Below are 26,926 nucleotides of genomic sequence, written 5' to 3' on the forward strand. Positions count from 1 at the left end.
GATCAAAAGATCACGGGCAGGCTCGCTCCTGCAGATGCTTAGCCTTCGTAGCTGATCCGGCCATCCACCAGCGTGTAACGCACCGCACTTGGCAAGCAATGGCCAAGGAACGGGCAGTTGTCGCCTTTGGAAAGCCATTTTTCACCGGCCACGGTCGAGGCTGCCGGGTCAAACAGCACCAGGTCCGCAGCGCTACCTACGCCCAGGCGTCCGGCCGGCAGGCGCAAGGCTTCAGCCGGGCCAGCGCTCAGGCGAGCGAGCAAGGTCGGCAGGTCCAGCAAGCCGTCTTCTACCAGTGTCATCGCCAGCGGCAATAACAATTCGACGCTACTCATGCCAGGTTCGGTCGCACCGAACGGTGCAAGTTTGGCATCGCGCTCGTGGGGCTGGTGATGGCTGGAGATGGCTTGCACCACACCTGATCTCACGGCCTCGCGCAAACCGTCGCGGTCGGCGCGGGTCCGCAACGGCGGTTGCACGTGGTACAGACTGGAGAAATCCACCAGCGCTTCGTCGGTCAGGATCAACTGGTACAGCGCCACATCGGCCGTCACGCGCAAGCCGCGCGCCTGAGCCTGGGCGATCAGGGCGACGCCACGGGCACTGGTCAGCTGGCTGAAGTGAGCGCGCACGCCACTTTGCTCAACCAGCAGCAGATCACGGGCCAGAGCCACGGTTTCGGCGGTTTCTGGGATCCCCGGCAAGCCGCGGAAGGCCGCCATCGGGCCGTCGTGGGCGATACCGCCTTCAGCCAGATCGCGATCCTGGGAATGGAAAATCACCGTCAGGTCGAAGGTTGCGGCGTATTCCAGCGCCCGGCACAGGGTGCGGGTGTTGGTGAAGCTGCTGAGGCCGTTGCCGAAGGCGACACAGCCTGCGTCACGCAGGGCAATCAGCTCTGCAAGCTGCTCGCCTTCCAGGCCCTTGCTCAGCGCACCAATCGGGAACACCTTGCAGTTTCCGGCTTCGCGGGCGCGGTCCAGGATCAGCTCGGCGACGGCCGAGGTGTCCAGTACCGGTTTGGTCTGTGGCGGGCAGCACAGGCTGGTCACGCCACCGGCTGCGGCAGCCCGGGTTTCGCTGGCGATGGTGCCTTTGCGGCTGTAGCCCGGCTCGCGCAGGGCGACGTTCAGGTCAACCAGCCCCGGGGCGGCCACCAGGCCCTTGGCCTCGATGGTTTGAGTCGGGGTAAAACCTGCCGGGGCCGCGCCAATGGCGATGATTTTGCCGGCTTCCAAATGCAGATCGGTCACTTGATCCAGCTTGCTGCCCGGATCAATCACACGGGCGCCGAGAATGCTGAGCTTCACTGGGCGTTCTCCTGTTCGAATTGGCGCTGGGCCGTTTGCCCGCTCATGGTCATGGACAACACCGCCATACGCACGGCGATGCCGTAGGTCACCTGGTTGAGAATCACCGAATGCGGGCCGTCGGCCACCGCCGACTCAATCTCCACGCCACGGTTGATCGGCCCCGGGTGCATCACGATGCAATCGGGCTTGGCACCCGCCAGGCGGGCAGTGGTCAGGCCGAACAGGCGGTAGAACTCGCCTTCGCTCGGCAGCAGGCCGCCGGACATGCGCTCGCGCTGCAGGCGCAGCATGATCACCACGTCGACGTCTTTCAGGCCTTCGGTCATGTCGGTGTAGACCTTGACCCCGTATTGCTCGATACCGATCGGCAGCAGGGTTTTCGGTGCAATGACACGGATGTCCGGGCAGCCCAGGGTTTTGAGGGCGATCATGTTCGAGCGCGCGACCCGCGAGTGCAGGATGTCGCCGACGATGGCCACCGACAGATTTTCGAAGCCGCCCTTGTGGCGACGGATCGTCAGCATGTCGAGCATGCCCTGGGTCGGGTGCGCGTGCCGGCCGTCGCCGCCGTTGATGATCGCCACCTGCGGGCACACATGTTCGGCAATGAAGTGCGCGGCACCGGAGTCGCCGTGGCGCACCACGAACATGTCGGCGGCCATGGCTTCAAGGTTGCGCAGGGTGTCGAGCAGGGTTTCGCCCTTGCTCGCGGACGACGTCGACACATTGAGTGTGATCACGTCGGCGGACAGGCGCTGGGCGGCCATTTCAAAGGTGGTGCGGGTGCGGGTGGAGTTTTCGAAGAACACGTTGCATACGGTTTTGCCGCGTAGCAACGGGACCTTTTTCACCGCCCGGGCGCCGACTTCGAGGAACGAGTCGGCGGTATCGAGGATTTCAGTCAGCAACTCGCGGCGCAGTCCGTCAAGCGACAGAAAGTGGCGCAGCTGGCCCTGATCATTGAGCTGCAGCGGGCGCTTGGCGTCTATGGGCGTCATCGCAAAGGTCTCTTAGGCAAGGTCTTGGAGTTCGAGGGTCAGGGGTGTCGGGCCGGACAGTTTCACCCGCTCGGTCGGCTTCAGGGCCAGGGTCGCGCCCACCACGTCGGGCCGGATCGGCAGTTCGGCCGCGTCCAGATCCAGCAGGCTGACCAGCGTCACGCTGGCCGGTCGACCATAGTCGAACAATTCATTGAGTGCGGCGCGGATGGTACGTCCGCTCATCAGCACGTCATCGATCAGGACCAGATGCTGGCCTTCGATTTCGAATGGCAGTTCAGAAGGGCGCACTTGCGGGTGCAGACCGTTCTGGCTGAAATCATCGCGGTAGAAAGACACATCCAGCGTGCCCAGTGGCGAGTCGCTGTCCAGGGCGCGCAGCAGTGCCTGAGCAACCCAGATACCGCCAGTGCGAATGCCAATGAAGCGTGGCTCGGTGATGCCGCGTCGAGCGAGATGGGCCTTGAGGTCCAGGGCCATCTGAGAAATCAGTTCAGCGGGAACAGGCAGGATCATGGTGGCTCCTTAAAAGGCCCGCGAAGCGAAGCGTGCAGCGGCGGGCGCAAACAATGGGGCGCGTCAGTGAGGCAAACGCAGGGTCAGGCTTTGGATTGAGACGTGGCCAGGAACTCGTCGATCCAGCTTTGCAGCACCAGCCTGGCGGCAATGGCATCAACGGGGTTGTCACGGAAACTGCCGCGCTGGCCGCCCTGGGCCATACGCTCGCCCTTGGCCTCAAAAGTGGTCAGGCGTTCATCGTGTTCGTAAGCGGGCAAATTGAAACGGCCATTGAGACGGTTGGCAAACTTTTTGGTCCGCGCGCAAAGCGGGCTTTCGGTGCCGTCCATGTTCAGGGGCTTGCCGACGATCAGCACATCGGGTTTCCACTCTTTAATAAGCTTTTCGATTTCTTCCCACTTCGGAATGCCGTTCTCGGCTTTCAGATTGCACAGTTCACGGGCCTGGCCGGTGATCATCTGGCCAACGGCGACCCCGATGGAACGGGTGCCAAAGTCGAAACCGAGCACTAGACGAATGTCGGGCCCGGCCATCAGGAATGGCCTGCTTGGGTGCTTAACAAATTGAGGTTCACTCCGAGGTGTTTGGCGGCGGCGTCGAGGCGCAACTCGCTAGAGGTTTCAAACAGCACGTGGGCTGAGTAGGGGCAGGTCAGCCAGGCATTGTCGGCCAGTTCGGCCTCCAGCTGGCCGGCATCCCACCCGGCATAGCCCAGGCAAATCAGGCTGCGTCGCGGCCCGCGCCCGTCAGCAATGCTGAACAGCACATCGGCCGAGGTGCTCAGGGCCAGTCCGTCCTGCAGTTCGACAGTGGCGTCAAAGCTCATGCCGACCGGGTGCAATACAAAGCCGCGGTCAACCATCACCGGGCCGCCGCCGTAGATCGGTACGTGCTGGCACAACGGTGCAGAGGCTGTATCAGGGCGCAATTGCTCAAGAATGTCCGCCAGACTCAGATCCATTGGCCGGTTGATCACCAGGCCCATGGCACCATTGGCCGTGTGTTCGACGATGTAGGTCAAGGTATGTGCAAAGTTCGGGTCAGCCATGTGAGGCATGGCGATCAGGAATTGATGCTTGAGGTAAGTCGGTGCGTGGTTTTTCATGAGCCTTAGTGTGGCGCTGGCAACGTGAACTGACAAGTTTGGCGGATGAAGATTGCGGCTTTCCTGTAGGAGCGAGCTTGCTCGCGAGATTTTGTGCGAACGACCCCGGTTCACCAACAGCTCGCGAGCAAGTTCGCTCCTGTACAGAATCTAAATGGCTGGCTCAATTGCTCGACAGCCTGTCGCCCTGGGCGAACTTCCAGGTGCGGATGATCTCCAGCCGGTCGATGTCTGCCAGGTCCCCGGTGAATGGCGCAAAAGGTGCCGCCAGCCGTACGATTCGTTGCGCCGCCTCGTCCAGCAGCGGTTGCCCGGAGGACTCAAGCACCAGCACTTCGTGCAGTGAACCGTCGCGATTGATCGACACCAGCAGCCGCAGCTTGCCGTAGATCTTTTCGCGACGCGCCTGTTCGGGGTAGTTGAGGTTGCCGACGCGTTCGATTTTCTTGCGCCAGTCCTCTTTGTACCAGGCACCCTTGTCGCGCATGGTCGAGGCCGCACTCATGCGGTAGATCTTCGGGCGCTTGGCGTATAGCTGCTGCTCGTTGGCCAGTTCGGCTTCGAGGCTGGATATTTCGCTGGACAGCTGCGAGCTGTCGAACGTGGGAATGTTGGCCTTGGGTGCCGCTTCGGTTTTGACCTTTTGCGGTTCGCGGGGCGCTTTGTTCGGTTTCGGTGCCACAGTGGTGACCGACGCCTTGGGCTTGGCCTGTGGCTGTTCGGGCCTGGCGGCCGGCGGCGGCGTGACCTTTTTAACCGTGTTGTCCTGGAACGGTGCGACCTCAGTGGTCTTGGGCACGGCTTTCTTGTCCAGCGTGCCACTGCCTTGCTGATTGTCCTGCGCCAGGAAGTCAGCTTTGTCCGGGGCTTTTTCGCTTTTGAAGGTCGAGAGGGTGATTTCCAGGGTTTTGCTGATCTGCTTGGGCTCGCTCATGCTGAAACCCACACCCAGAATCACAGCGATATGAATCAGCGCCGCGACAAACAGGGTAAAACCGAGGCGATCAGCCGCGCGCACGCCTGTATGGCTGAGTTCGGGGGGCAGGTCGCTGGGGAGTGTCATGGCAGAAAGACCAACATTGCGCGTTTCACAGGTCGCGCATGATAGCGCAATGTTGGTCTTTTACTGGCTGTTGCAGATCAGCGAGCGGCGAGCTTGCGCGCAATCGCGTCCATCAACAGGGCGCCGATATTGGTGCCGAAAGCATTGTCGATCTCGCGGATACAAGTCGGGCTGGTGACGTTGATTTCGGTCAGGTGCTCACCGATCACATCCAGGCCGACAAACAACAGGCCTTTTTCCCGCAGGGTCGGGCCGACCTGGGCCGCAATCCAGCGGTCCTTGTCACTCAGTGGCCGGGCTTCACCGCGGCCGCCTGCGGCCAGGTTGCCACGGGTCTCACCGGCGGCAGGAATGCGCGCCAGGCAATACGGCACCGGCTCGCCGTCGATCATCAGGATGCGCTTGTCGCCGTCCTTGATCGCCGGCAGATAGCCTTGCGCCATGATTTGCTGAGTACCGTTGGCGGTCAGGGTTTCGAGAATCACTGACAGGTTTGGATCACCCACCCGATGGCGGAAAATCGAAGTGCCGCCCATGCCGTCGAGCGGCTTAAGGATCACGTCGCCGTGGGTGGCTGCGAATTCGCGCAATACATCGGCGCGGCGGCTGACCACGGTCGGCGGCGTGCACTGGGTGAATTGAGTGGCAAACAGCTTCTCGTTGCAGTCACGCAGGCTTTGCGGCTTGTTGACGATCAACACCCCGTCGCGCTCGGCTTGTTCCAGCAAGTAGGTGGAGTACACGAACTCCATGTCGAAGGGCGGGTCCTTGCGCATCAGGATCACGTCCAGATCGCTCAGGGCGGTGTCAGTTTCGGCTTCCAGTTCGAACCATTTTTGCGGATCGGCGAAGACCTTCAGCGGTTTCATCCGCGCCCGTGCCTTGCCTTCACTCAGGTAAAGATCCTGCTGCTCCATGTAGAACAGGGTCCAGCCGCGATCCTGTGCAGCCAGCAACATGGCCAGCGAGCTGTCCTTTTTGTAGGAGATGCCCGCAATGGGGTCCATGACAATCCCGACTCGAACGCTCATGGCGAATTCCTCATATAAAATTGGCGAAGATCTCACCCGTAGGAGCGAGCTTGCTCGCGAGCTCTTCGTAGCAACGTTGAAAAGCTCGCGAGCAAGCTCGCTCCTGCAGGTATTAAAAGGCTTTGAAAAGTGGCGCCAGAGTGGCGCTGAGCGGGGGCCCGGTCAAGGAAAAACCACAAGCCCCCCGGCGGCTCGGGCCGTGCGATAGATTGCAGGTCGTGACTGTGCTAAAAAGGCTCGCACAGTGCTTTCAGCCCTTGTCCATCAAGGAGTTGGGTTTTCTAGCCGCATATTTGTAACAAAACGGGTCGCAACGCGACGGTAGAGCACATATGGAAAAGCAGTCCAGCGCCTTGAAGGTGATGGTGATTGACGATTCAAAAACCATCCGCCGTACCGCCGAAACGCTGCTCAAAAACGTAGGGTGCGAGGTCATTACGGCCATCGACGGTTTCGATGCGCTGGCCAAGATTGTTGATCATCACCCGCATATCATCTTTGTCGACATCATGATGCCGCGTCTGGATGGTTATCAGACCTGCGCGCTGATCAAGAACAACCGGGCGTTCAAGTCGACGCCCGTGATTATGCTGTCATCCAAGGACGGCCTGTTTGACAAGGCCAAGGGGCGGATAGTGGGCTCTGATCAATTTTTGACCAAGCCTTTCAGCAGGGATGAACTGCTGAGCGCGATCAAGGCTCATGTGCCCGGTTTCAACGTCGTCCTGACTGCTCAATGATGCCCGGCCAGCCGGCCGCTTACCTTTTTTATGGGGAACACCATGGCTCGCATTCTGATCGTCGATGACTCGCCGACTGAAATGTACAAATTGACCGGCATGCTGGAAAAGCACGGTTACGTAGTGCTCAAGGCCGAAAACGGCGCGGATGGCGTCGCGCTGGCGCGTCAGGAAAAACCCGATATGGTGCTGATGGACATCGTGATGCCGGGCCTCAATGGTTTCCAGGCGACCCGTCAGCTGACCAAAGACTCCGAAACCAGTCATATCCCGGTGATTGTCGTCACCACCAAAGATCAGGAAACCGACATGGTCTGGGCTGCCCGCCAGGGTGCCAAGGGGTATTTGACCAAGCCGGTCGAAGAAGAAACCCTGATATTGAAGCTCAAGCAAGTACTCAAGGATAACCCTCCAAAATGACGGAGGCTCTGTGCCGGATTCTCTGACCGCGTTCGAGTTGCTGCTCGAGATAGATCAGCGCTGTCGTTCGCTGGCGGCGGGTCTGGCGCCTGCACAAGTGCAGGCCGACAACTGGAGCGGTATCGGTTTCCGCATCGGCGAGCATTGTTTTGTGGCGCCGATGGGCGAAATCGCCGAAATCCTCCACGAACCGCGCTTTACCTTGCTGCCCGGGGTAAAACCCTGGGTCAAGGGCGTTGCCAACTTGCGTGGCCAACTGCTGCCAATCATGGACCTTTGCGGTTTCTTCGGCGTGGAGCTGTCACCTTTGCGCAAACAGCGCCGGGTGCTGGTGCTGGAATACAAAGAGATATTTGTCGGGCTGCAGGTTGATGAAGTGCTGGGCATGCAGCACTTCGCTCAAACCGACCTTGATAGCAACGTGCAGGCATTGCCCCATCCCATGTTTGCGCCCTACGTACAGGGGCATTTTGCCGGCAACCCCATATGGTGGGTCTTCAGCCCCTTTGTTCTGGCCCAGGCCCCGCAGTTCTGGGCGGTGGCGGTGTGAGCCGGCGCCACGTCGTACCTTCAGCTTTAACACGGGACCCCGGGACCTGATCGATGACCATAGCCAATACCGCTAAACCAATGGAAGGGTCGCGCAGTCGTTCGCAGATCATCGTGCTTTTTATCGCCCTGATCGTGTTCATCATGCTGTTGTTCGCCAACTTTGCTTACCTCAATACCCAGTCCAACTACGACAAGCAGTACATCAGCCATGCGGGCGAGTTGCGGGTGCTTTCGCAGCGAATCGCCAAAAACGCCACTGAAGCCGCTGCCGGTAAAGCCGCTGCGTTCAGGTTGCTCAGCGATGCACGTAATGATTTCAGCCAGCGCTGGAGTTACCTGAAAAAAGGCGACCCGGCTACCGGCCTGCCCCCTGCGCCCCCTGCCGTGCACAAGGAAATGCAGGCGGTGCAACGCGACTGGGAGCAATTGCTGGATAACACCAACGCCATTCTGGCCAGTGAACAAACGGTTCTGTCGCTGCATCAGGTGGCTGCCACGCTGGCTGAAACCGTGCCGCAGTTGCAGGTCGAGTCCGAAAAAGTGGTCGAAATCCTCTTGCAGCGTGGCGCTCCCGCCAGCCAGGTAGTGCTGGCGCAGCGTCAGTCCTTGTTGGCCGAGCGTATTTTGGGCGCGGTTAACACGGTGCTGGCCGGCGACGAGAATGCCGCCCAGGCCGCGGGCGCCTTTGGCCGTGATGCCAACCGTTTCGGTCAAGTGCTCAACGGCATGCTGGAGGGCAGTGTCGGGCTGAGAATTTCTCAGGTAGAAGACAAGGATGCGCGCGCTCGCTTGCTGGAAATATCGGAACTGTTCCAGTTTGTCTCCGGTTCGGTGGACGAAATTCTCGAAACTTCACCGCAGCTGTTTCATGTGCGTGAAGCCGCCAACAATATCTTCAGTCTGTCGCAGACCTTGCTCGACGAAGCCTCGACCCTGGCCAACGGCTTTGAAAACCTGGCCAGCGGCCGTTCGCTGGACATCATCGGTGGCTACGTACTGGGCCTGCTGGCGCTGGCGTCGATCATCCTGATCGGCCTGGTGATGGTGCGCGAAACCAATCGCCAACTGCGCGAAACCGCCGAAAAGAACGAGCGCAATCAAAACGCGATCATGCGCTTGCTGGACGAAATCGAAGATTTGGCCGATGGCGACCTGACCGTAACGGCCTCGGTCACGGAAGACTTCACGGGTGCCATTGCCGACTCGATCAATTACTCCATCGATCAGCTGCGCGGGCTGGTGGCAACCATCAACCTCACGGCGGGGCAAGTGGCAGCGGCAGTCCAGGAAACCCAGGCCACTGCCATGCAACTGGCCGAGGCTTCAGAGCATCAGGCGCAGCAGATTGCCGAGGCATCGGCAGCAGTCCAGCAAATGGCCCACTCCATCGATCAGGTCTCGGCCAACGCTTCCGAGTCTTCGGCTGTTGCCGAGCGCTCCGTAGCGATTGCCAACAAAGGCAATGAGGTGGTGCACAACACCATCCACGGCATGGACAACATCCGTGAGCAAATTCAGGACACCGCCAAGCGGATCAAACGTTTGGGCGAGTCTTCCCAGGAGATTGGCGACATTGTCAGCCTGATTGATGATATTGCCGATCAGACCAATATCCTGGCCCTGAACGCGGCCATCCAGGCCTCGATGGCCGGTGATGCCGGCCGCGGGTTTGCCGTGGTGGCAGACGAAGTCCAGCGCCTGGCCGAGCGTTCTTCGGCGGCCACGCGGCAAATCGAAACCCTGGTGCGTGCCATTCAGGCCGATACCAACGAAGCGGTTATTTCCATGGAGCAAACCACCACCGAAGTGGTGCGCGGTGCTCGCCTGGCACACGATGCCGGTGTGGCCCTGGAAGAAATCGAGGGTGTTTCGCAAAACCTTGCGGACCTGATTCAAAGCATTTCCAACGCCGCGCAACAACAAACCACCTCGGCGGCCCAGATTTCCCTGACCATGAACGTGATTCAGCAAATCACCAACCAGACCTCATCGGGTTCCACTGCCACCGCTGACAGCATTGGCAACCTGGCCAAAATGGCCAGCCAGCTGCGGCGTTCGGTGTCCGGCTTCACCTTGCCTGCCACGCAAAAACCACGTGAGCCACAGTAATGGTTGACCGGCACGACTACGTAGCCCTTGAGTGGGTTAAAGGCGATATAGCGGACACCTTGAGCCAGGCTCGGGTGGCGCTGGGTGACGACGGGCACACGCCGTCCACCGAGATGCTGGATCAGTGCCTGGCCTGTATTCACCAGGTGCATGGCAGCCTGTTGATGGTGGAGTTCTATGGCGCCGCGTTGCTGGCCGAAGAGATGGAGAAGCTGCTGATCGCGCTGCAGCAAGGGCGTGTCAGCCAGATCGACGAAGCCTTGCGCCTGTTGCAGCAAGCGTTCAGCCAGTTGCCGCTGTATCTGGACCGTGTGCACAGCGCCCGGCGTGACTGGCCGTTGGTGGTGCTGCCGCTGCTAAATGACTTGCGCACTGCCCGCGGTGAAGCACTGCTCTCGGAAACCAGCCTGTTCAGCCCGCCCTTGCATGAGCTGCCCGCGCTGGATCAGGCAGCATTGGCCCGCTTGCTTGCGCCGCAATGGCCGCACCAGTTGCGGACCCTGCGCCAGGCCCTGCAATCCGCGTTGCAGGGCCTGCAGGGTGAAGAAGAGGCACAGGCCAGTCTGGAACAGCTGGCGGGTGTGTTCACCCGGCTTGAAAGCCTGTGCCACGGAGCGCCGCTCAATGCGCTGTGGAAAATTGCTTCGGCGCTGGTTGATGGCATGCTCCGGGGCCGTGTGGCCAACAGCCCGGCCTTGCGCAGCCTGTTCAATGAAACGGACAAAGAGCTCAAGCGCCTGCTGGAACAAGGCATTAACGGTATCAACCAGCCTGCGCCCGAAGAACTGCTGACCAGTTTGCTGTTTTACATCGCCAAAGCCGAACAGCCGACCACCAAAATGCTGGCGTTGAAAAACAGCTATGAGCTGGACGAAGCCATGCCCGATGCGGCGATGGTGGATGAAGAGCGTGCGCGGCTGGCTGGCCCGGATCGCGACGCCATGCGTTCAGTGGTGGCTGCGTTGTGCGAAGAGCTGGTGCGGGTCAAGGAGCGTCTGGATCTGTTTGTACGCAGCGACCGCTCGCACGTCTCGGAGCTCAGTAGCCTGATGGCGCCTTTGCGCCAGATCGCCGATACCCTGGCCGTACTGGGCTTTGGTCAGCCACGTAAAGTCATCATCGACCAGCTGGCAGTGGTCCAGAGCCTGGCCCAGGGGCAGCGCGAGCCCACCGATGCGGTGTTGATGGATGTGGCCGCGGCCCTGCTTTATGTGGAGGCCACGCTGGCCGGCATGGTCGGTAACGCAGAACCCTCGCAGCGCGAAGAGAGTCGCCTGCCCACCACTGATCTGATGCAGATTCATCAACTGGTTATCAAAGAGGCGCGCATCGGCCTTGAAGAAGTCAAAGACCTGATCACGGATTATCTGGCGGCAGGTTTTGACCGCCAGCACCTGCAACCCCTGCCTGAATTGTTGACGCAAATCCGCGGTGCGCTGGCGATGATCCCACTGAGTCGCGCCGCCAGCCTGCTCCAGGCCTGCAACCAATACCTGAGTGAACATCTGCTGCAGCAAGCCGAACCGCCGACGGCGCCGCAACTTGAACATCTGGCGGATGCATTGATCAGCATCGAGTACTACCTGGAGCGTCTCTCCCAGGACCCGGGGGCCGGCGGCGAGCAGGTGCTGGATCGGGCCGAGAACAGCCTGAATAATCTGGGCTACGCGCCGGCCGAGCGTCAGGTGCCAGTGCTCAACGACCGTCTGAGCCCTGCCGAAGTCATGGTGATGCAGGACTTGCAGACGCTGCAGGATCCACAGGTTGCACAGAGTCTGGCCGATGTTCTGGCCAGCCCGTTGTCAGCGCTCAACCCGCCCGCGCAAGACGTGCCCGCCAGCTTGCTGCCACCACCGGTGGACGAAGAAGCCGTAGATGAAGAACTGCTGGAGGTCTTTCTTGAAGAGACCGACGAAGTGCTGGTCGCGCTGCACGATTACCTCCCGCAGTGGGTGGCCAACCCGGCCGACAGTGCTGCGCTGGCCGAACTGCGGCGGGCTTTTCACTCCCTTAAAGGCAGCGGGCGCATGGTCCGCGCGCTGGTGCTGGGCGAGCTGGCGTGGTCCATCGAGAACTTGCTCAACCGGGTGATGGAACGCAGCGTGGCGCCAGGGCCACAGATCTATCAACTGCTGGATGAGGTCGTGGCGATCGTGCCGCAACTGATCCAGGAGTTTGCCGAGCGCAACCAGCGTCAGCGTGAAGACGTCGATCAGCTGGCTGCGCGCGCCCATCAGTTATCCATAAGTGAACCGCTGCCGTTATTGATCGAGCAGGACAGCAGTATTGACCCGCAACTGCTGGACATCTTTCGTCAGGAAGCACAAACCCACCTTGCCAGCCTTGACCGCTTCCTCGATCAGGCCAGCCAGCAACTGCCGCTGCATGCCAGCGATGACCTGCAGCGCGCCATGCACACCCTCAAGGGCAGTGCCCACATGGCCGGCGTGTTGCCCATAGCTGAGCTGGCCACGCCGCTGGATCATCTGGTGCGCGAATACAAGGCGCACCAGATCACCCTGGACCGGGATGAAATCGAACTGCTGCTGGAGGCCGACAGCTTGCTGCATCGCGGCCTCAAGCAGCTGGATGCCGACCCGCTGGCGCAGATCCAGGGTGCCCGGTCCCTGATCGGGCGCATCGAGCAAATGATCGCTACGCGTCTGGACGCATTGATCAATGTTCCCGACAGTGGTTTGTCGGCCAGGCGTGATCCTCAGCGTATCTCCGAGTTTCTGGCCGAAAGCATGGACGCCCTGTTTGATGCCGAAGACCTGCTGTTGCATTGGCGCGAGCATCCGCACGAGCGTCAGGGGCTGGACGCATTGCTGGAACACCTGACCGGTCTGGCCGAGTCCGCGCACCTGCTGGACTTGCAGCCCTTCGACGCGCTGTGTGAAGCCTTGCTTGATCTGTATGGTGGCGTCGAAGAAAGCAGCCTGGCGGTCAGCGAGCGCTTTTTTGCCGAGGCCAATAACGCCCATGAAGCCTTGATCAACATGCTCGATCAGCTGGCTGCGGGACAAGAAATCACCCCGCAGCCGGTTCTGATCCAGACCTTGCACGACTTGTTGCATGAAGGTCTGGCGCCGGAAGCTACGGGCCTGATTCGCCGGGATGGCGACAGGACGCTCGACATTACCGAGCTGGGCGCTGCCACCGCGCAGCTGGACGTCAGCCAGGGCGAGGCGAGCAGCATTGAGACTGACGCGGCCCAAGGCAATGGCGACCCCGAGTTGCAGGACATCTTCCTCGATGAAGCCTTCGACATTCTCGAGAGTTCGGGCGCGGCCCTGTTGCGCTGGCAAGCCGACCCGCAGAACCATCTGGAAGTCGAAAACCTGCTGCGTGACCTGCACACCCTTAAAGGGGGCGCGCGCATGGTCGAGGTGGCCGCCATCGGCGACTTTGCCCACGAACTGGAAACCCTGTTTGAGGATATTTCCGTTGGTTTCCTGGCACCTGGCGAGGACCTGTTCACGTTGTTGCAGCGCTGCCATGATCAGTTGGCGCAAATGCTTGATGCCTTGCGCAGTGGTCAGCCGCTGCCCTCGCCCCAGACGCTGATCGAGCGTATCCGGCAGATCGAGCGCAGTGCCCGCCAACCGGCTCAGGCGGGCTCGTCGGCCAAGCCGGAGCCGGCTGGCGCGGCGGTGCCGGAGGGCGAGCGTACCGGGCTGGACACGGTCAAGGTGCCGGCTGAGCTGCTGGAGGACTTGCTCAACCTGGCAGGGGAGAGTTCGATCATCCGCGGGCGGGTGGAGCAGCAAGTCAACGATGCCCAGGTCGCCCTCAACGAAATGCAGACCACCCTGGAGCGGATGCACGATCAGTTGCGCCGGCTCGACAGCGAAACCCAGGGGCGCCAGCATAATCGTCAGCACACCGAGGGTGACGGGGTGGCCTACGATGAGTTTGATCCGCTGGAAATGGACCGTCATTCTCTGCTGCAGCAACTGTCCCGGGCACTGTTCGAGTCGGCATCTGACTTGCTCGACCTCAAGGCGACCCTGGCTGCGCGCAACCGGGATGCCCAGGGCCTGCTGCAAAAGCAGGCGCGGGTGAACACCCAGTTGCAGGAAGGCCTGATGGGCACGCGCATGGTGCCGTTCGAGCGAGTGTTGCCGCGCCTCAAGCGGATAGTCCGGCAAGTGGCCGGCGAGCTGGGCAAGCAGGTCGATTTCAGGGTCATCAACGGCGAAGCCGAAATCGACCGTAACGTTCTGGAGCGTATGGTGGCGCCCCTCGAACACATGTTGCGTAATGCCGTCGACCACGGCCTGGAGCCTGCGCACATACGCCAGGCCGCAGGTAAGCCCGAGCAGGGGCTGATTACCCTTGAGCTGTCCCATGAGGGCGGCGATGTGGTGTTCGACATGCACGATGATGGCGCCGGCGTGCCGCTTGAGGCCGTTCGGCGCAAGGCCATCCTGCGGGGCTTGCTTGATCCGGCATCCAGCGTATCGGACCGTGATGTGTTGCAGTTCATCATGCAGCCGGGGTTTTCGACTGCAGAAAAAATCACCCAGATTTCCGGGCGCGGCGTGGGCATGGACGTGGTGCACGAAGAAGTGCGTCAGCTGGGCGGCAGCATGACCATCGATTCGGTGGCCGGCCAGGGCGTGCACTTTCAAATCCGCCTGCCGTTCAGTGTGTCGCTCAATCGGGCCCTGATGGTGCAGTGCGCCGACGAGCAATACGCCATTGCCCTCAATACAGTCGAAGGCATTGTGCGGGTCATGCCCAATGAGCTCGAAAGCTACTACCAGCTCAACCCGCCGCGGTATCACTACGGCGGGCAAACCTATGAATTGCGTTACCTGGGTGAATTGCTGCAAACCGTAGGCAAGCCCAGGCTGGCCGGTGAAAGCCATTCCGTGCCGGTGCTGCTGGTGCATTGCCAGGACCAGCGCGTGGCGCTGCAAGTCGATGCCCTGGCAGGCTCGCGGGAAATCGTGGTCAAAAGCCTGGGGCCGCAATTTACCGGGGTTCATGGCTTGTCGGGCGCGACCATTCTGGGTGACGGGCGCGTGGTGCTGATCCTTGATCTGCTGGCTTACATCCGCGCCCATCAGGCGCGCCAGCCTTTGCTGCGGGCGCAACAAGAGGCGGTCGGCGCGCTGGAGTTCATCCCGGCGCTGCGTCCGCTGCTGGTGCTGGTGGTCGACGACTCGGTCACTGTGCGCAAAGTCACCAGCCGTCTGCTGGAGCGCAACGGCATGAACGTGATTACCGCCAAGGACGGGGTGGACGCCATGAGCGTGCTCGAAGAACACACCCCGGACCTGATGCTGCTGGACATCGAAATGCCGCGCATGGACGGCTTTGAAGTTGCCACTCGCGTGCGTAATGATCCACGTCTTAAAGACCTGCCCATCATCATGATTACCTCGCGTACCGGGCAGAAACACCAGAACCGGGCCATGGCCATCGGCGTCAACGACTACCTGGGCAAGCCGTACCAGGAGTCGGTATTGCTGGAACGCATCGCCTACTGGAGCAAACTCCATGCTTGATCATCGCGTGGGCAGCCTGACCGGGTTGCTGCTACCGCTTGCGGACCGCTACCTGCTATTGCCCAACGTTGCGATAGCGGAGCTGATCGACTGGCAGCGCGGCGAGCCCAGCAGTGACTCGCCGCCCTGGCATCTGCGCCAGATCACCTGGCGTGACCGTGAATTGCCGCTGATCAGTTTCGAAGCGGCGTGTGGCAGCCCTCTTGTGACCGGCGAACGCGCGCGCATCGTTATCCTCAATACCCTGGGTGGTAATCCGGATCTGAAATTCATCGCCATGGTGGTGCAGGGCATACCCCGCTCCTACAAGGTCGATAGCCAGTTGAGCTTTGTCGACGTGCCGCTGTGCCCGCTGGAACGTGCGGCGGTGCAAGTGGGGGATCACGTGGCCAGGATTCCGGATCTGCTGGCGCTGGAGAGGCTGGTGTCGGGGGAAGAGGTTTGACGGTATCTGCACCGTCTCGCCAGAAGCAGGCGCGCAGTTCTCGACGATCGCCGTATTGCCCTTTAAGGTCGCAACCTTGACCCTTATCTCGTAACAAGGTGACACGGTCGCACTATCGGATCTTGAGGATGTTGCACATGTATCACGGTGAAAAATTCAATGCCTGGACCCACCTTGTGGGCGCGATCCTGGCGGCGGCAGGGAGTATCTGGTTGTTGGTGATGGCGTCTCTGGACGGCAGCCCGCAGAAGATAATAAGTGTGGCGATTTATGGCGTGACGCTGGTGTTGCTGTACAGCGTGTCAACCGTGTACCACAGCGTGCGCGGGCGCTCTAAGGTGATCATGCAGAAGTTTGATCACCTGTCGATTTACCTGTTGATCGCCGGCAGTTACACCCCGTTTTGTCTGGTCACGCTGCATGGGCCCTGGGGCTGGTCGCTGTTCGGCATTGTCTGGGGCATGGCGGTGATCGGCATGTTGCAAGAGATCAAGCCGCGCTCCGAAGCGCGCATTCTGTCCATTGTGATTTACGCAGTAATGGGCTGGATTGTGCTGGTGGCAGTCAAGCCGTTGCTGGCGGCGCTGGGTACCGCCGGCTTTATCTGGCTGGCTACGGGCGGGGTGATGTACACCGTGGGGATTATCTTTTTTGCGCTGGATCACCGTCTGCGCCATGCCCACGGCATTTGGCACCTGTTCGTGATTGCCGGCAGCCTGCTGCACTTTGTGGCCATCGCGCACTACGTGATCTAGCCCTGGTACCCGTAGGGGCGAGCTGTGCTGCTTTGAAAAAGCTCGCGAGCAAGCTCGCTCCTACAGGATTTGGCTCAGGGTTTTTGCGGTTTTTTGGTATCGCTGCGGATTTGGGCGTGGCTGATCAGGGCGAAAATAAAACTGCCGCCGATGATGTTGCCGGCCAGGGTCGGGCCGGCGAATATCAGCCAGAAGTCTTTCCACGGCAGTTCGCCGGCAAATACCAGATACGACACTTCTGCCGTACCGACCACGATGTGAGTGAAGTCACCCAGCGCCATCAGGTAAGTGATGAGGATGATGATCCACATCTTGGCGCTTTCCATCGACGGGATCATCCACACCATGGTGGCAATCATCCAGCCCGAGATAATCCCTTTGGAGAACATCTGGCGGGCGTCGTTTTCCATGACCTTGCGCCCGATTTCAAGAAAGGCCTTGTCGGTCTGGTTATCGAAAATCGGCAGGTGCAGCATCGCGTAGGCAACCAGCAGCGTGCCCATCAGATTGCCCACCAGCACCACTGTCCACAGCCGGAACAGGCGCCCGAAATTATTGAGCGTGGGCTTGCTCATGATCGGCAGCACGGCGGTCAGGGTGTTTTCGGTGAATAGCTGCTGGCGCGACAGAATGACGGCCAAAAAGCCTGCGCAGTAACCGAAGCTGGCGATGACCTTGAAGGCTTCACCGCTGGGCAGGCGCGAGTTGAGTAAGCCCATGGCCATCAACGACAGGCCCATGGTCAGTCCGGCAGCAAGGGCCGACCAGAACAGCGCGGCGATGCTGCGCTCCAGTTCCAGATCGCCCTGCACGCGAATGATTTCGTGCAGTACAGCGGCCCGGGGTGGCTGGTTTTTAGTGACGTCGTGCTCTTCTTCAGCCGACAGGTTGGGGGTCTTGCCGCTTTTTTGAGTGTCCATTGGGGCTCGTCACCGTAAGCATGTGTAAGCGTACGACACGCGCGGTTGCAAGCTGTTCACTCAGGGTGGCCGGTTGATGCATGACGTGTGGGAGCTGGCTTGCCAGCGATGCGGTCTGGCGCTGAGAGCCAGGTGATGCATTCGCCGGCAAGCCGGCTCCCACAGAGCCCGATGTTTGATCAGGCCAGAGTGTCATCCTGAAACTGGTCTTTGACGTATTTGATCTCGGTGCGGCCGTGGGGAGATGGCAAGCCGTCTTCACCCAGGTTGACGAAGACCATTTTGTCGACGGTCAGGATGCTTTTGCGGGTGATCTTGTTGCGCACTTCGCAGGTCAGGGTGATCGAGGTGCGGCCGAACGCAGTGGCAGTGATGCCCAGTTCGATGATGTCGCCCTGGCGCGAGGCGCTGACAAAGTTGATTTCGGAGATGTACTTGGTCACGACACGCTGGTTGCCCAATTGCACGATGGCGTAGATCGCCGCTTCTTCGTCGATCCAGCGCAACAGGCTGCCGCCGAACAGGGTGCCGTTGGGGTTGAGGTCTTCGGGTTTAACCCATTTGCGGGTGTGAAAATTCATATTCGCTCCTGACCGTCTTGCCTTAGATGCCGGGCATGATGTCAGACCACAGCCCTTAGCTCTATTAACCTTGGACTATGGTCTCGATTAAGCAAATGAAAAAGCCTTGGATAAATCCTTGGGAACCAGGGCACGGATGGCTATAATCACCCCCGCTTCAAAACGGTCATATTTACCCAGTACCGTTCCCGCCACCTGTCCGAGGGGCGCTGCAGCAGGTTCAACCTGTCAGGCTCGGATGGGGCGTTGTTTGTTCAGGGCTCCCTGTTCAGGCACTAAACGCACAACGGCGCCCATTCGCGATTAAACGAATGGAGGCTCTTGATGAGCGCTGTAAACACGCCTGCAGGTTTTACCGACTATAAAGTCGCTGATATGTCCCTGGCCCAATGGGGCCGCCGCGAAACCTTCATCGCCGAGTCCGAAATGCCGGCTCTGATGGGTCTGCGTCGCCGCTATGCAGCAGAACAACCGCTCAAGGGCGCGAAGATTCTGGGCTGCATTCACATGACCATCCAGACTGCCGTGCTGATCGAAACCCTGGTTGCCCTGGGTGCCGAAGTGCGTTGGTCCTCGTGCAACATCTTCTCGACTCAGGATCAGGCCGCTGCCGCTATCGCTGCTGCCGGCATCCCGGTATTTGCCTGGAAAGGCGAGACCGAAGAAGAGTACGAGTGGTGCCTTGAGCAAACCATCCTCAAAGATGGCGCGCCTTGGGATGCCAACATGATCCTCGACGACGGCGGCGACCTGACCGAGCTGCTGCACAAGAAATACCCGGACATGCTGAAAAAGATCCACGGCGTGACGGAAGAAACCACCACGGGCGTACACCGTCTGTTGGACATGCTGGCCAAAGGCGAGCTGATGATCCCAGCGATCAACGTCAACGACTCGGTGACCAAAAGCAAAAACGACAACAAGTACGGCTGCCGTCATAGCCTGAACGATGCCATCAAGCGTGGTACTGACCACCTGTTGTCCGGCAAGCAAGCGCTGGTGATCGGCTACGGCGACGTGGGCAAGGGCTCGTCTCAGTCCCTGCGTCAGGAAGGCATGATCGTCAAGGTTTCGGAAATCGACCCGATCTGCGCCATGCAAGCCTGCATGGACGGTTTCGAAGTGGTTTCGCCATTCATCAATGGCCAGAACGACGGCACTGCCGCCAGCATCGACGCTGCGCTGCTGGGCAAGATCGACCTGATCGTGACCACCACCGGTAACGTCAACGTGTGCGACAAGAACATGCTGGCTGCGCTGAAAAAACGCGCCGTAGTGTGCAACATCGGTCACTTTGACAACGAAATCGACACCGCTTTCATGCGCAAAAACTGGGCATGGGAAGAAGTGAAGCCACAAGTTCACAAGGTTCACCGTACTGGCCTGGGCGAATTCGACCCGCAGAACGACGACTACCTGATCCTGCTGGCCGAAGGCCGTCTGGTTAACCTGGGCAACGCCACAGGTCACCCGAGCCGCATCATGGACGGTTCGTTTGCCAACCAGGTTCTGGCACAGATCTTCCTGTTCGCCCAGAAATACGCTGATCTGCCAGCCGAGCTGCAAGCCGAGCGCCTGACTGTAGAAGTGCTGCCCAAGAAGCTCGACGAAGAAGTGGCCCTGGAAATGGTTCGCGGCTTCGGTGGCGTAGTAACGCAACTGACCAAGCAACAGGCTGACTACATCGGCGTTACCGTCGAAGGCCCGTTCAAGCCGGATGCTTACCGCTACTGATTGATCAGACTGTCCGCTTCCCCGGGGGGGAGCGGGCTTGCCCGCGCTGGCAAGCCTGCTCCTGCCGGGGATGCGTCCGGCTTTCGTATTGCCAAGGATTTGACTATGTCTCAAGACCGTCGTTACAGCTTCGAGTTTTTCCCGACCAAGACCGATGCTGGGCATGAAAAACTGATGAATACGGCTCGCCAGCTGGCGACCTACAACCCGGATTTTTTCTCCTGCACCTATGGTGCCGGTGGCTCTACCCGTGACCGCACGATCAATACCGTGCTGCAACTGGAGAGCGAAGTAAAAGTACCTGCCGCCCCGCATTTGTCATGCGTGGGTGACAGCAAGGCTGACTTGCGTGGCCTGCTGACCCAGTACAAAGCTGCAGGCATCAAGCGCATTGTTGCGCTGCGTGGCGACCTGCCTTCGGGCATGGGCATGGCCAGTGGCGAGCTGCGCTATGCCAATGACCTGGTGAGCTTCATTCGTGAAGAGACCGCCGATCACTTCCATATCGAAGTGGCGGCCTACCCTGAAATGCACCCGCAAGCGCGCAACTTCGAAGACGATATCAACAACTTCGTGCGCAAGGCCCACGCTGGCGCCGACAGTGCGATCACCCAGTATTTCTTCAACGCCGACAGCTACTTCCGTTTTGTCGAGCGTGTGCGGGCTGCTGGCGTCACGATCCCGATCGTGCCGGGCATCATGCCGATCACCAACTACAGCAAGCTGGCGCGCTTCTCTGACGCCTGTGGCGCTGAAATCCCGCGCTGGATTCGCAAGCAGCTGGAAGCCTACGGTGACGACATCCAGAGCATTCAGGCCTTTGGCGAACAGGTGATCAGCGAAATGTGCGAACGCCTGCTCGTCGGCGGCGCACCGGGTTTGCACTTCTACACCCTGAACCAGGCCGAGCCTAGCCTGGCGATCTGGAACAACCTCAAGCTGCCTCGCTGACACCCGTACTACTGTAGGAGCGAGCTTGCTCGCGAGCTTTTTAAAAGCAGCAACGCAGAGCTCGCGAGCAAGCTCGCTCCTACAGGTTAGGTGCCGTACCGCTATAGAAAGCCGTTCAGCAGCATGAAATCGGCGCGCCGTGATTGCTCTGTTATACTCCGGGCTTTCCGCCAGGCTTACGCCCGGCCGCTCGTCCTTGTACAAGGCATTCAACCCCGCTACAGCGCAGCTTTCAGCCCGCGCGAGCTGTTTGAATGAGCCTTCAGGACTGGAGCAGGACCGGACGGGATTGCGTCACCTTAAACGCCATTCACGCCAGGCAAGACTATCCCTTTGGGCCAAGCCCTAACTAGAACAGGATTACTCATGTCCTTTGCTTCCCTCGGTCTCTCCGAGGCTTTAGTCCGCGCCATTGAAGCTGCGGGCTATACCGAGCCTACTCCGGTGCAACAGCGGGCCATTCCCGCCGTGTTGCAAGGTCGCGACCTGATGGTTGCGGCTCAGACAGGTACTGGCAAAACCGGCGGCTTCGCTCTTCCGATTCTGGAAAAGCTGTTTCCCAATGGCCACCCGGACAAATCCCAGCGCCACGGCCCACGCCAACCACGCGTGCTGGTCCTGACTCCTACTCGCGAACTCGCCGCCCAGGTGCATGAGAGCTTCAAGCTTTATGCCCGCGACTTGAAGTTCGTCAGTGCTTGCGTCTTTGGTGGTGTCGGCACGAACCCTCAGGTTCAAGCCCTGGCCCGTGGTGTCGACGTACTGGTTGCCTGCCCGGGTCGTTTGCTCGACCTGGCCGGCCAAGGCAGCGTTGACCTGTCCCACGTTGAAATTCTGGTGCTTGATGAAGCCGACCGGATGCTCGACATGGGCTTCGTCCATGACGTGAAAAAAGTCCTCGCGCGTCTGCCGTCCAAGCGTCAGAACCTGCTGTTTTCGGCGACGTTCTCCAAGGACATCACCGATCTGGCCGGCAAGCTGCTGCGCAACCCGGAACGCATCGAAGTGACGCCGCCGAACACCACGGTCGAGCGCATCGAACAGCGCGTTTTCCGTCTGCCCGCCACTCACAAGCGTGCCTTGCTGGCGCACTTGATCACGGCAGGCGCCTGGGAACAGGTACTGGTCTTCACCCGTACCAAGCACGGTGCCAACCGTCTGGCCGAGTACCTGGACAAGCACGGCCTCAGCGCTGTGGCCATCCACGGTAACAAGAGCCAGAACGCGCGGACCAAAGCCCTGGCCGACTTCAAGGCCGGTGCCGTACGCATTCTGGTAGCCACCGATATCGCCGCTCGCGGTCTGGATATCGATCAGCTGCCACACGTGGTCAACTTCGAGCTGCCAAACGTCGATGAAGATTACGTTCACCGTATCGGCCGTACTGGCCGTGCCGGTCGTTCGGGCGAGGCGATCTCGCTGGTCGCTCCGGACGAAGAAAAACTGCTGAAAAGCATCGAGCGCATGACCCGCCAGAAAATCGCTGATGGCGACCTGATGGGTTTTGACTCCAGCACCGTAGAGGCCGAAAAGCCTGAAGTGCGTGAGCGTCCGGATGTGCGTAACCCGCGCAACCCGCCTCGCGGTCCACGTGGCGACGGTCCGGGTACCCCGGGTGGTGGCGGTGGTCGTAAAGACAAGGGCAAGGAAAAGAGCAAGGAAAAGCCGGCAGCCGCTCGCGGCGAGCGTCCTGCTCGTGAGCAAAAGCCACGCGAAGCTCAACCTGCCCGCGAACAGCGTCAGCCAGCGCCGCGTTCGGACGCCAACCGTGCGCCGGACGAGTTCCGTGATGACGATGTAGATAACTTTGGTAACCGCGCTGATTACGTCAGCCCGTACCAGAACAAGAACAACCAGAGCCGTGGTCGCCGTCCGGGCGCTCCTGCTGCGGGCACCGGTGCAGCACCTGCTGCGCGTACCGGTGGTGCTCCACAGGGCCGCCAGAACGGTCCGCGTACCGGCAGCGGCGCCAGCACTGGCACACCGCCAGCCAAGCGCAGCGGCCCACGCAGTGGTGCTCCGCGTGATGGTCAGGCCCGTCGCGAAAACCGTCCGGCCCGTGACGATGCCCGTCAAGAGCCAGCGGTTAAAGGCCCACGCGAGAACCAGCCGAAGATCATGCACAAGGAGTCGAAAAGCGATCGCTTCCCGACACCTGAGCAGCTGGATCAACTGCCGAACCGCCCTCGTGGCGAGAAGCCAGCGCTGCTGACTCGTAACCGCTGAGTTAGCACCGTCTGAAAAATGCCCCCGATTGCGAGATCGGGGGCATTTTTTATGCGCGTCTGGCAGGTCCTGCAGGAGCGAGCGCCTTTATTCTCACGGCCATTGTGGGAGCCGGCTTGCCGGCGAATGCATCACAGGGTTTAACCTGCAGACCGCACCGTTTGCATCGCCGGCAAGCCAGCTCCCACAAGGTTTACTCCGTACAAAAAAACGCCCCGGCTCTTGCGAGCCGGGGCGTTTTTTTAGCCGAATGAAAGCGCGGTTACTTGGCTTTCACGCCTTCGAGCGAGATGTCCAGGTCCAGAGTCTGGGAGGTAGGGCCCGGGCCTTTGATGCCGAAGTCGTTCAGGTTGATGGTGGTGGTCGCGTTGAAGCCAGCGCGTTCGCCGCCCCATGGATCCTTGCCTTCGCCATTGAACGTGGCTTTGAACGTTACTGGCTTGGTCACGCCGTGCAGGGTCAGATCGCCGGTCACGTCAGCAGTTTTTTCGCCGGTCGGCACCACTTTGGTCGACTTGAAGGTCGCGTCCGGGTACTTGCTCACGTCCAGGAAATCTTTGCTGGCGATGTGCTTGTCACGTTCAGCGTGGTTGGAGAACAGGCTGGCGGTTTTCAGGGTGACGTCAATTTTGCTGTCTGCAGGCTTGGCCGCATCCCACGAAAAAGTGCCGCTCCAGTCCTTGAAAGTACCGTGAATGAAGCTGTAGCCCAGGTGGCTGATCTTCCAGTCGATGAAAGCATGCTGGCCTTCCTTGTCGATGGTGTAGTCAGCCGCCATGGCCTGGCCGGCAGTCAGCAGGGCAGTACCGAGAGCCAGTGCAGCGAGGGTCTTTTTCAACATGCGTTCTATTCCTTTTGAGTTGAGGTTGAGCATCAGGCTTTGCGTCCCAGCATACGAGTCAGGGTCGCATCACGATCGATAAAGTGGTGTTTCAAGGCGATCAGGCCATGCAATCCGGCAAAAATCACCACGGCCCACGCCAGCCACAGATGCACGACACCGGCCACATCGGCCTGATCGGGCAAGCTGGAAATCAGTGCGGGTACTTCAAACAGACCGAACACCGGAATGCCGACGCCTTCGGCAGTCGAAATCAGGTACCCGGCAATCATCACCGCAAACAACCCCAGATACAGGAAGCCATGACCGAGTTTTGCGCCAATGCGCGTTGCCCGGCTGTAGCTGTCCAGTGCTGGCGGAGCAGGGCTGATCCAGCGCCACACGACCCGCAGCAACATGACTGCGAACAGCGTCAGACCAATGCTTTTATGCAAGTCCGGTGCTTCCTTGCGCCATGGGCTGTAGTAGTCGAGGCCGACCATCCACAAGCCCAGCGCAAACAAACCGAACACCGCCAGCGCAACAGACCAATGCATGAAAATGCTGACTGCACCATAGCGAGAAGACGAGTTACGTAGCTGCATTGCCGACATCCTGTGGGAACTTGCGCCTAAGACTAATGATTTACCTATCGAATGAAAGCGCATTTATTTGCTGTAAGGCATCGATAAATACGATCAGTAGCCTGAGAGTGGAAAGTTAAGCAAACGTTAACGATGTTTTATGTCGCTCATGTATGCCCGCGAGCGTCTCTAAGTTCAATACCCGTGCTCTGGTTAGGAGTAATGGGTTGTTACACGCTCGCGCATTGCATAGGCTTGCGCGATTGTTTGCCCGCACACGCCGGGAGCCAGCGCCAGGAGAGTGGATATGGGCCTGAATAATCAGTGGATGCAGCGCGACCTTGCCGTTTTATGGCACCCCTGCACCCAAATGAAAGATCACGAGCAACTGCCGCTGATTCCGATCAAGCGTGGCGAAGGCGTCTGGCTGGAAGACTTCGAAGGCAAACGCTACCTGGACGCGGTGAGCTCGTGGTGGGTCAACGTGTTTGGCCATTGCAACCCGCGTATCAACCAGCGCATCAAGGACCAGGTCGACCAGCTTGAGCACGTGATTCTTGCCGGGTTCAGCCACCAGCCGGTGATTGAGCTGTCCGAGCGTCTGGTCAAGATGACACCCGAAGGTCTGACCCGCTGCTTTTACGCGGACAACGGCTCGTCGTGTATCGAAGTCTCGCTCAAGATGAGCTTTCACTATTGGCTGAACCGCGGCCAGCCGGAAAAGAAGCGCTTCGTGACCCTGACCAACAGCTACCACGGTGAAACCATGGCGGCGATGTCGGTGGGTGACGTGCCGTTATTCACCGAAACCTACAAAGCGCTGTTGCTCGACACCATTAAAGTCCCGAGCCCCGATTGCTACCTGCGCCCCGAGGGCGTGAGCTGGGAAGAACATTCGCGCACGATGTTTCTGGCCATGGAGCAGACGCTCGCCGAGAACCACGAGACTGTGGCTGCGGTGATTGTAGAGCCGCTGATTCAGGGCGCGGGCGGCATGCGGATGTACCATCCGCTGTACCTGACTCTGCTGCGTGAAGCCTGTGACCGTTATGGCGTACACCTGATCCTCGACGAAATTGCGGTGGGCTTTGGCCGTACCGGCACCATGTTCGCCTGCGAGCAGGCCGGGATCACGCCGGACTTCCTGTGCCTGTCCAAGGCGCTGACCGGTGGCTACTTGCCGCTGGCTGTTTGCGTGACGACCGACGAGGTGTACAGCGCGTTCTACGACGATTACCCGACCTTGCGCGCCTTCCTGCATTCCCACAGCTACACGGGTAATCCGCTGGCCTGCGCGGCTGCTTTGGCGACACTGGATATCTTCGAACAGGACAACGTGATCGAGAACAACAAGGCCCTGGCTCAACGCATGGCCAGCGCGACTGCGCACCTGGTCGACCACCCCCACGTCTCGGAAGTGCGTCAGACGGGCATGGTGCTGGCCATTGAAATGGTCCAGGACAAAGCCAGCAAAACCGCTTACCCGTGGCAGGAGCGACGGGGCCTGAAAGTCTTTCAGCACGCACTAGAACGCGGCGCCTTGTTGCGTCCATTGGGCAGCGTGGTGTATTTCTTGCCGCCTTACGTGATTACCCCGGAGCAGATCGACTTTCTGGCTGAAGTGGCCAGCGAAGGGATCGACATCGCGACCCGCAGTGATATCAGCGTGGCCGTACCGTCGAACTTCCATCCCGATTTCCGTGACCCCGGCTAAGCCCTGTTTTGTAGCCGCTGGCGCAGCGGCTAGATAAGTAATTTAATTTTCAGAGAACCTACATGAGATTGTCCCGCTTCTTTATCGATGCCCCTTTGAGCCTCGGTGAGCACGAACTGCCTGAAGCCCAGGCGCATTACATTGGTCGCGTGCTGCGTATGGCCGAGGGCGATGCCCTGCAGGTATTCGACGGCTCGGGGCATGAGTTCACCGGACGTTTGCTGGAAGTCGGCAAAAAGCGTGTGCGCGTGCTGCTCGATGAAACCTTTGCCGGGCAAGTCGAATCACCGCTGGCCATTCATCTGGGCCAAGGCTTGTCCCGTGGCGAGCGCATGGACTGGGCGGTTCAAAAGGCCACCGAACTGGGGGTCAGCGAAATCACTCCGATCATGAGTGAGCGCTGCGAAGTGCGGCTCAAGGACGAGCGTGCCGAGAAGCGACTGTCGCACTGGCGCCAGGTGGCGATCAGCGCGTGCGAGCAGTGCGGTCGTTCACGGGTGCCGGTCATTCACCCGCCGGTGTTGCTCAGCGACTGGATCAAAACCACCGAGGCGGACCTCAAGCTGGTGCTGCACCCGGTGTCCGAGCCGCTGGCCAGCCACGCCAAACCCGGGCGTCTGGCCTTTTTGATTGGCCCTGAAGGCGGGTTGACCGATAACGAAATCGAACAGGCCCAGGCGAGCGGTTTCCAGCCTGCGCGCCTTGGCCCACGGGTCCTGCGTACCGAAACTGCGCCGGTTGTGGCCCTGGCCGTGGCCCAGCAGTTGTGGGGCGACTTCTGATTCCGTGCATTCGGGAGCTGGCAAGCCGGCTCCCGTAAAGGCAGCCCC

Annotated in this window: 23 protein-coding genes and 1 riboswitch; of the genes, 12 read left to right on the top strand and 11 right to left on the bottom strand. The window is 60.1% G+C overall.

Annotated elements, in window-relative coordinates; translation table 11 throughout:
• Positions 1-38: 38 nt before the first annotated feature.
• From ACP7BO_RS16575 to gshB, 7 genes are all read right to left on the bottom strand, one after another.
• A complete protein-coding gene (locus ACP7BO_RS16575) occupies positions 39-1,310 on the bottom strand; it encodes a dihydroorotase (RefSeq protein ID WP_060696590.1) in 1,272 nt (423 codons plus the stop codon).
• On the bottom strand, positions 1,307-2,311 hold the full coding sequence (locus tag ACP7BO_RS16580) for an aspartate carbamoyltransferase catalytic subunit (protein WP_004419674.1): 1,005 nt from the start codon (positions 2,309-2,311) through the stop codon (positions 1,307-1,309). Before ACP7BO_RS16580 ends, ACP7BO_RS16575 begins: the two co-directional genes overlap by 4 nt.
• 12 nt (positions 2,312-2,323) lie before the next feature.
• Positions 2,324-2,827, bottom strand: a complete 504-nt coding sequence (pyrR, locus tag ACP7BO_RS16585; protein ID WP_060696591.1) for a bifunctional pyr operon transcriptional regulator/uracil phosphoribosyltransferase PyrR — start codon at positions 2,825-2,827, stop codon at positions 2,324-2,326.
• 83 nt (positions 2,828-2,910) lie between these two features.
• Positions 2,911-3,363, bottom strand: a complete 453-nt coding sequence (gene ruvX, locus ACP7BO_RS16590) for a Holliday junction resolvase RuvX (RefSeq protein ID WP_060696592.1) — start codon at positions 3,361-3,363, stop codon at positions 2,911-2,913.
• Complete coding sequence (locus ACP7BO_RS16595) at positions 3,363-3,935, bottom strand: YqgE/AlgH family protein (RefSeq protein WP_397455490.1); 573 nt, start codon at positions 3,933-3,935, stop codon at positions 3,363-3,365. Before ACP7BO_RS16595 ends, ruvX begins: the two co-directional genes overlap by 1 nt.
• Before the next feature lie 163 nt (positions 3,936-4,098).
• Positions 4,099-4,998 carry an energy transducer TonB gene (locus tag ACP7BO_RS16600; RefSeq protein WP_426211514.1) on the bottom strand — a complete coding sequence of 300 codons (900 nt, stop codon included), beginning with the start codon at positions 4,996-4,998 and terminating at the stop codon, positions 4,099-4,101.
• A 77-nt stretch (positions 4,999-5,075) separates the two neighbouring features.
• Positions 5,076-6,029, bottom strand: a complete 954-nt coding sequence (gshB, locus tag ACP7BO_RS16605; RefSeq protein WP_397455493.1) for a glutathione synthase — start codon at positions 6,027-6,029, stop codon at positions 5,076-5,078.
• Positions 6,030-6,361: 332 nt separating this feature from the next.
• Here gshB and pilG point away from each other — a divergent pair, with 332 nt between their 5' ends.
• From pilG to trhA, 7 genes are all read left to right on the top strand, one after another.
• Entirely contained in the window at positions 6,362-6,769 is a 408-nt protein-coding gene (gene pilG, locus ACP7BO_RS16610) for a twitching motility response regulator PilG (RefSeq protein ID WP_060696596.1), read from the top strand.
• 42 nt (positions 6,770-6,811) lie between these two features.
• Positions 6,812-7,189 (top strand): twitching motility response regulator PilH, encoded by a 378-nt coding sequence (pilH, locus tag ACP7BO_RS16615; protein ID WP_060697005.1) that lies wholly within the window; start codon positions 6,812-6,814, stop codon positions 7,187-7,189.
• Positions 7,190-7,199: 10 nt separating this feature from the next.
• Positions 7,200-7,739 carry a chemotaxis protein CheW gene (locus ACP7BO_RS16620; protein ID WP_426211518.1) on the top strand — a complete coding sequence of 180 codons (540 nt, stop codon included), beginning with the start codon at positions 7,200-7,202 and terminating at the stop codon, positions 7,737-7,739.
• Between the two features lie 53 nt (positions 7,740-7,792).
• On the top strand, positions 7,793-9,850 hold the full coding sequence (locus tag ACP7BO_RS16625; protein WP_060696598.1) for a methyl-accepting chemotaxis protein: 2,058 nt from the start codon (positions 7,793-7,795) through the stop codon (positions 9,848-9,850).
• Positions 9,850-15,366: an Hpt domain-containing protein gene (locus tag ACP7BO_RS16630; protein ID WP_426211521.1), complete on the top strand. Its 5,517-nt coding sequence runs from the start codon at positions 9,850-9,852 to the stop codon at positions 15,364-15,366. The genes ACP7BO_RS16625 and ACP7BO_RS16630 overlap by 1 nt, the downstream gene beginning before the upstream one ends.
• The gene (locus ACP7BO_RS16635) at positions 15,359-15,811 is read left to right on the top strand and encodes a chemotaxis protein CheW (RefSeq protein ID WP_060696599.1); all 453 of its coding nucleotides are present in this window, start codon (positions 15,359-15,361) and stop codon (positions 15,809-15,811) included. The genes ACP7BO_RS16630 and ACP7BO_RS16635 overlap by 8 nt, the downstream gene beginning before the upstream one ends.
• A gap of 137 nt (positions 15,812-15,948) precedes the next feature.
• The gene (gene trhA, locus ACP7BO_RS16640) at positions 15,949-16,566 is read left to right on the top strand and encodes a PAQR family membrane homeostasis protein TrhA (RefSeq protein WP_426211523.1); all 618 of its coding nucleotides are present in this window, start codon (positions 15,949-15,951) and stop codon (positions 16,564-16,566) included.
• A 74-nt stretch (positions 16,567-16,640) separates the two neighbouring features.
• On the opposite strand, the gene ACP7BO_RS16645 is transcribed toward trhA, so the two are convergent.
• Together ACP7BO_RS16645 and ACP7BO_RS16650 are read right to left on the bottom strand one after the other, a co-directional pair.
• Positions 16,641-17,486, bottom strand: a complete 846-nt coding sequence (locus ACP7BO_RS16645; protein ID WP_426211525.1) for a formate/nitrite transporter family protein — start codon at positions 17,484-17,486, stop codon at positions 16,641-16,643.
• 179 nt (positions 17,487-17,665) lie between these two features.
• A complete protein-coding gene (locus ACP7BO_RS16650) occupies positions 17,666-18,067 on the bottom strand; it encodes an acyl-CoA thioesterase (RefSeq protein ID WP_060696602.1) in 402 nt (133 codons plus the stop codon).
• 195 nt (positions 18,068-18,262) lie between these two features.
• Positions 18,263-18,369: riboswitch (S-adenosyl-L-homocysteine riboswitch) on the top strand.
• 22 nt (positions 18,370-18,391) lie between these two features.
• On the opposite strand from ACP7BO_RS16650, the gene ahcY reads away from it, so the two are divergent.
• The 3 genes from ahcY to ACP7BO_RS16665 all read left to right on the top strand — a co-directional run bounded on the left by ahcY (position 18,392) and on the right by ACP7BO_RS16665 (position 22,978).
• Positions 18,392-19,801, top strand: a complete 1,410-nt coding sequence (gene ahcY / locus ACP7BO_RS16655; RefSeq protein ID WP_060696603.1) for an adenosylhomocysteinase — start codon at positions 18,392-18,394, stop codon at positions 19,799-19,801.
• A gap of 105 nt (positions 19,802-19,906) precedes the next feature.
• Positions 19,907-20,752, top strand: coding sequence for a methylenetetrahydrofolate reductase [NAD(P)H] (gene metF / locus ACP7BO_RS16660; protein ID WP_060696604.1), 846 nt, complete (start codon positions 19,907-19,909; stop codon positions 20,750-20,752).
• Positions 20,753-21,118: 366 nt separating this feature from the next.
• The gene (locus tag ACP7BO_RS16665; RefSeq protein WP_060696605.1) at positions 21,119-22,978 is read left to right on the top strand and encodes a DEAD/DEAH box helicase; all 1,860 of its coding nucleotides are present in this window, start codon (positions 21,119-21,121) and stop codon (positions 22,976-22,978) included.
• A gap of 262 nt (positions 22,979-23,240) precedes the next feature.
• Here ACP7BO_RS16665 and ACP7BO_RS16670 read toward each other — a convergent pair whose 3' ends face one another.
• Positions 23,241-23,819 carry a YceI family protein gene (locus ACP7BO_RS16670; RefSeq protein WP_397455495.1) on the bottom strand — a complete coding sequence of 193 codons (579 nt, stop codon included), beginning with the start codon at positions 23,817-23,819 and terminating at the stop codon, positions 23,241-23,243.
• A 32-nt stretch (positions 23,820-23,851) separates the two neighbouring features.
• Complete coding sequence (locus ACP7BO_RS16675) at positions 23,852-24,403, bottom strand: cytochrome b (protein WP_426211529.1); 552 nt, start codon at positions 24,401-24,403, stop codon at positions 23,852-23,854.
• A gap of 286 nt (positions 24,404-24,689) precedes the next feature.
• Between ACP7BO_RS16675 and ACP7BO_RS16680 the strand changes: the two genes are divergently transcribed.
• On the top strand, positions 24,690-26,096 hold the full coding sequence (locus ACP7BO_RS16680) for an adenosylmethionine--8-amino-7-oxononanoate transaminase (RefSeq protein WP_426211531.1): 1,407 nt from the start codon (positions 24,690-24,692) through the stop codon (positions 26,094-26,096).
• 62 nt (positions 26,097-26,158) lie between these two features.
• Positions 26,159-26,878 carry a 16S rRNA (uracil(1498)-N(3))-methyltransferase gene (locus ACP7BO_RS16685; protein WP_426211533.1) on the top strand — a complete coding sequence of 240 codons (720 nt, stop codon included), beginning with the start codon at positions 26,159-26,161 and terminating at the stop codon, positions 26,876-26,878.
• The last annotated feature ends 48 nt before the right edge of the window (positions 26,879-26,926 follow it).

The sequence above is a fragment of the Pseudomonas sp. TWR2-1-1 genome, from assembly GCF_049897045.1.
In the GTDB taxonomy this organism is placed as follows: Bacteria; Pseudomonadota; Gammaproteobacteria; order Pseudomonadales; family Pseudomonadaceae; genus Aquipseudomonas; species Aquipseudomonas versuta.

Bases quoted from the DNA above. Each gene is read 5' to 3' on its own strand.
- ACP7BO_RS16580 (WP_004419674.1), bottom strand. From the start codon at position 2,311: ATGACGCCCATAGACGCCAAGCGCCCGCTGCAGCTCAATGATCAGGGC.
- pyrR (WP_060696591.1), bottom strand. From the start codon at position 2,827: ATGATCCTGCCTGTTCCCGCTGAACTGATTTCTCAGATGGCCCTGGAC.
- ruvX (WP_060696592.1), bottom strand. From the start codon at position 3,363: ATGGCCGGGCCCGACATTCGTCTAGTGCTCGGTTTCGACTTTGGCACC.
- ACP7BO_RS16595 (WP_397455490.1), bottom strand. From the start codon at position 3,935: ATGAAAAACCACGCACCGACTTACCTCAAGCATCAATTCCTGATCGCC.
- ACP7BO_RS16600 (WP_426211514.1), bottom strand. From the start codon at position 4,998: ATGACACTCCCCAGCGACCTGCCCCCCGAACTCAGCCATACAGGCGTG.
- gshB (WP_397455493.1), bottom strand. From the start codon at position 6,029: ATGAGCGTTCGAGTCGGGATTGTCATGGACCCCATTGCGGGCATCTCC.
- pilG (WP_060696596.1), top strand. From the start codon at position 6,362: ATGGAAAAGCAGTCCAGCGCCTTGAAGGTGATGGTGATTGACGATTCA.
- pilH (WP_060697005.1), top strand. From the start codon at position 6,812: ATGGCTCGCATTCTGATCGTCGATGACTCGCCGACTGAAATGTACAAA.
- ACP7BO_RS16625 (WP_060696598.1), top strand. From the start codon at position 7,793: ATGACCATAGCCAATACCGCTAAACCAATGGAAGGGTCGCGCAGTCGT.
- ACP7BO_RS16630 (WP_426211521.1), top strand. From the start codon at position 9,850: ATGGTTGACCGGCACGACTACGTAGCCCTTGAGTGGGTTAAAGGCGAT.
- ACP7BO_RS16635 (WP_060696599.1), top strand. From the start codon at position 15,359: ATGCTTGATCATCGCGTGGGCAGCCTGACCGGGTTGCTGCTACCGCTT.
- trhA (WP_426211523.1), top strand. From the start codon at position 15,949: ATGTATCACGGTGAAAAATTCAATGCCTGGACCCACCTTGTGGGCGCG.
- ACP7BO_RS16645 (WP_426211525.1), bottom strand. From the start codon at position 17,486: ATGGACACTCAAAAAAGCGGCAAGACCCCCAACCTGTCGGCTGAAGAA.
- ACP7BO_RS16650 (WP_060696602.1), bottom strand. From the start codon at position 18,067: ATGAATTTTCACACCCGCAAATGGGTTAAACCCGAAGACCTCAACCCC.
- ahcY (WP_060696603.1), top strand. From the start codon at position 18,392: ATGAGCGCTGTAAACACGCCTGCAGGTTTTACCGACTATAAAGTCGCT.
- metF (WP_060696604.1), top strand. From the start codon at position 19,907: ATGTCTCAAGACCGTCGTTACAGCTTCGAGTTTTTCCCGACCAAGACC.
- ACP7BO_RS16665 (WP_060696605.1), top strand. From the start codon at position 21,119: ATGTCCTTTGCTTCCCTCGGTCTCTCCGAGGCTTTAGTCCGCGCCATT.
- ACP7BO_RS16670 (WP_397455495.1), bottom strand. From the start codon at position 23,819: ATGTTGAAAAAGACCCTCGCTGCACTGGCTCTCGGTACTGCCCTGCTG.
- ACP7BO_RS16675 (WP_426211529.1), bottom strand. From the start codon at position 24,403: ATGCAGCTACGTAACTCGTCTTCTCGCTATGGTGCAGTCAGCATTTTC.
- ACP7BO_RS16680 (WP_426211531.1), top strand. From the start codon at position 24,690: ATGGGCCTGAATAATCAGTGGATGCAGCGCGACCTTGCCGTTTTATGG.
- ACP7BO_RS16685 (WP_426211533.1), top strand. From the start codon at position 26,159: ATGAGATTGTCCCGCTTCTTTATCGATGCCCCTTTGAGCCTCGGTGAG.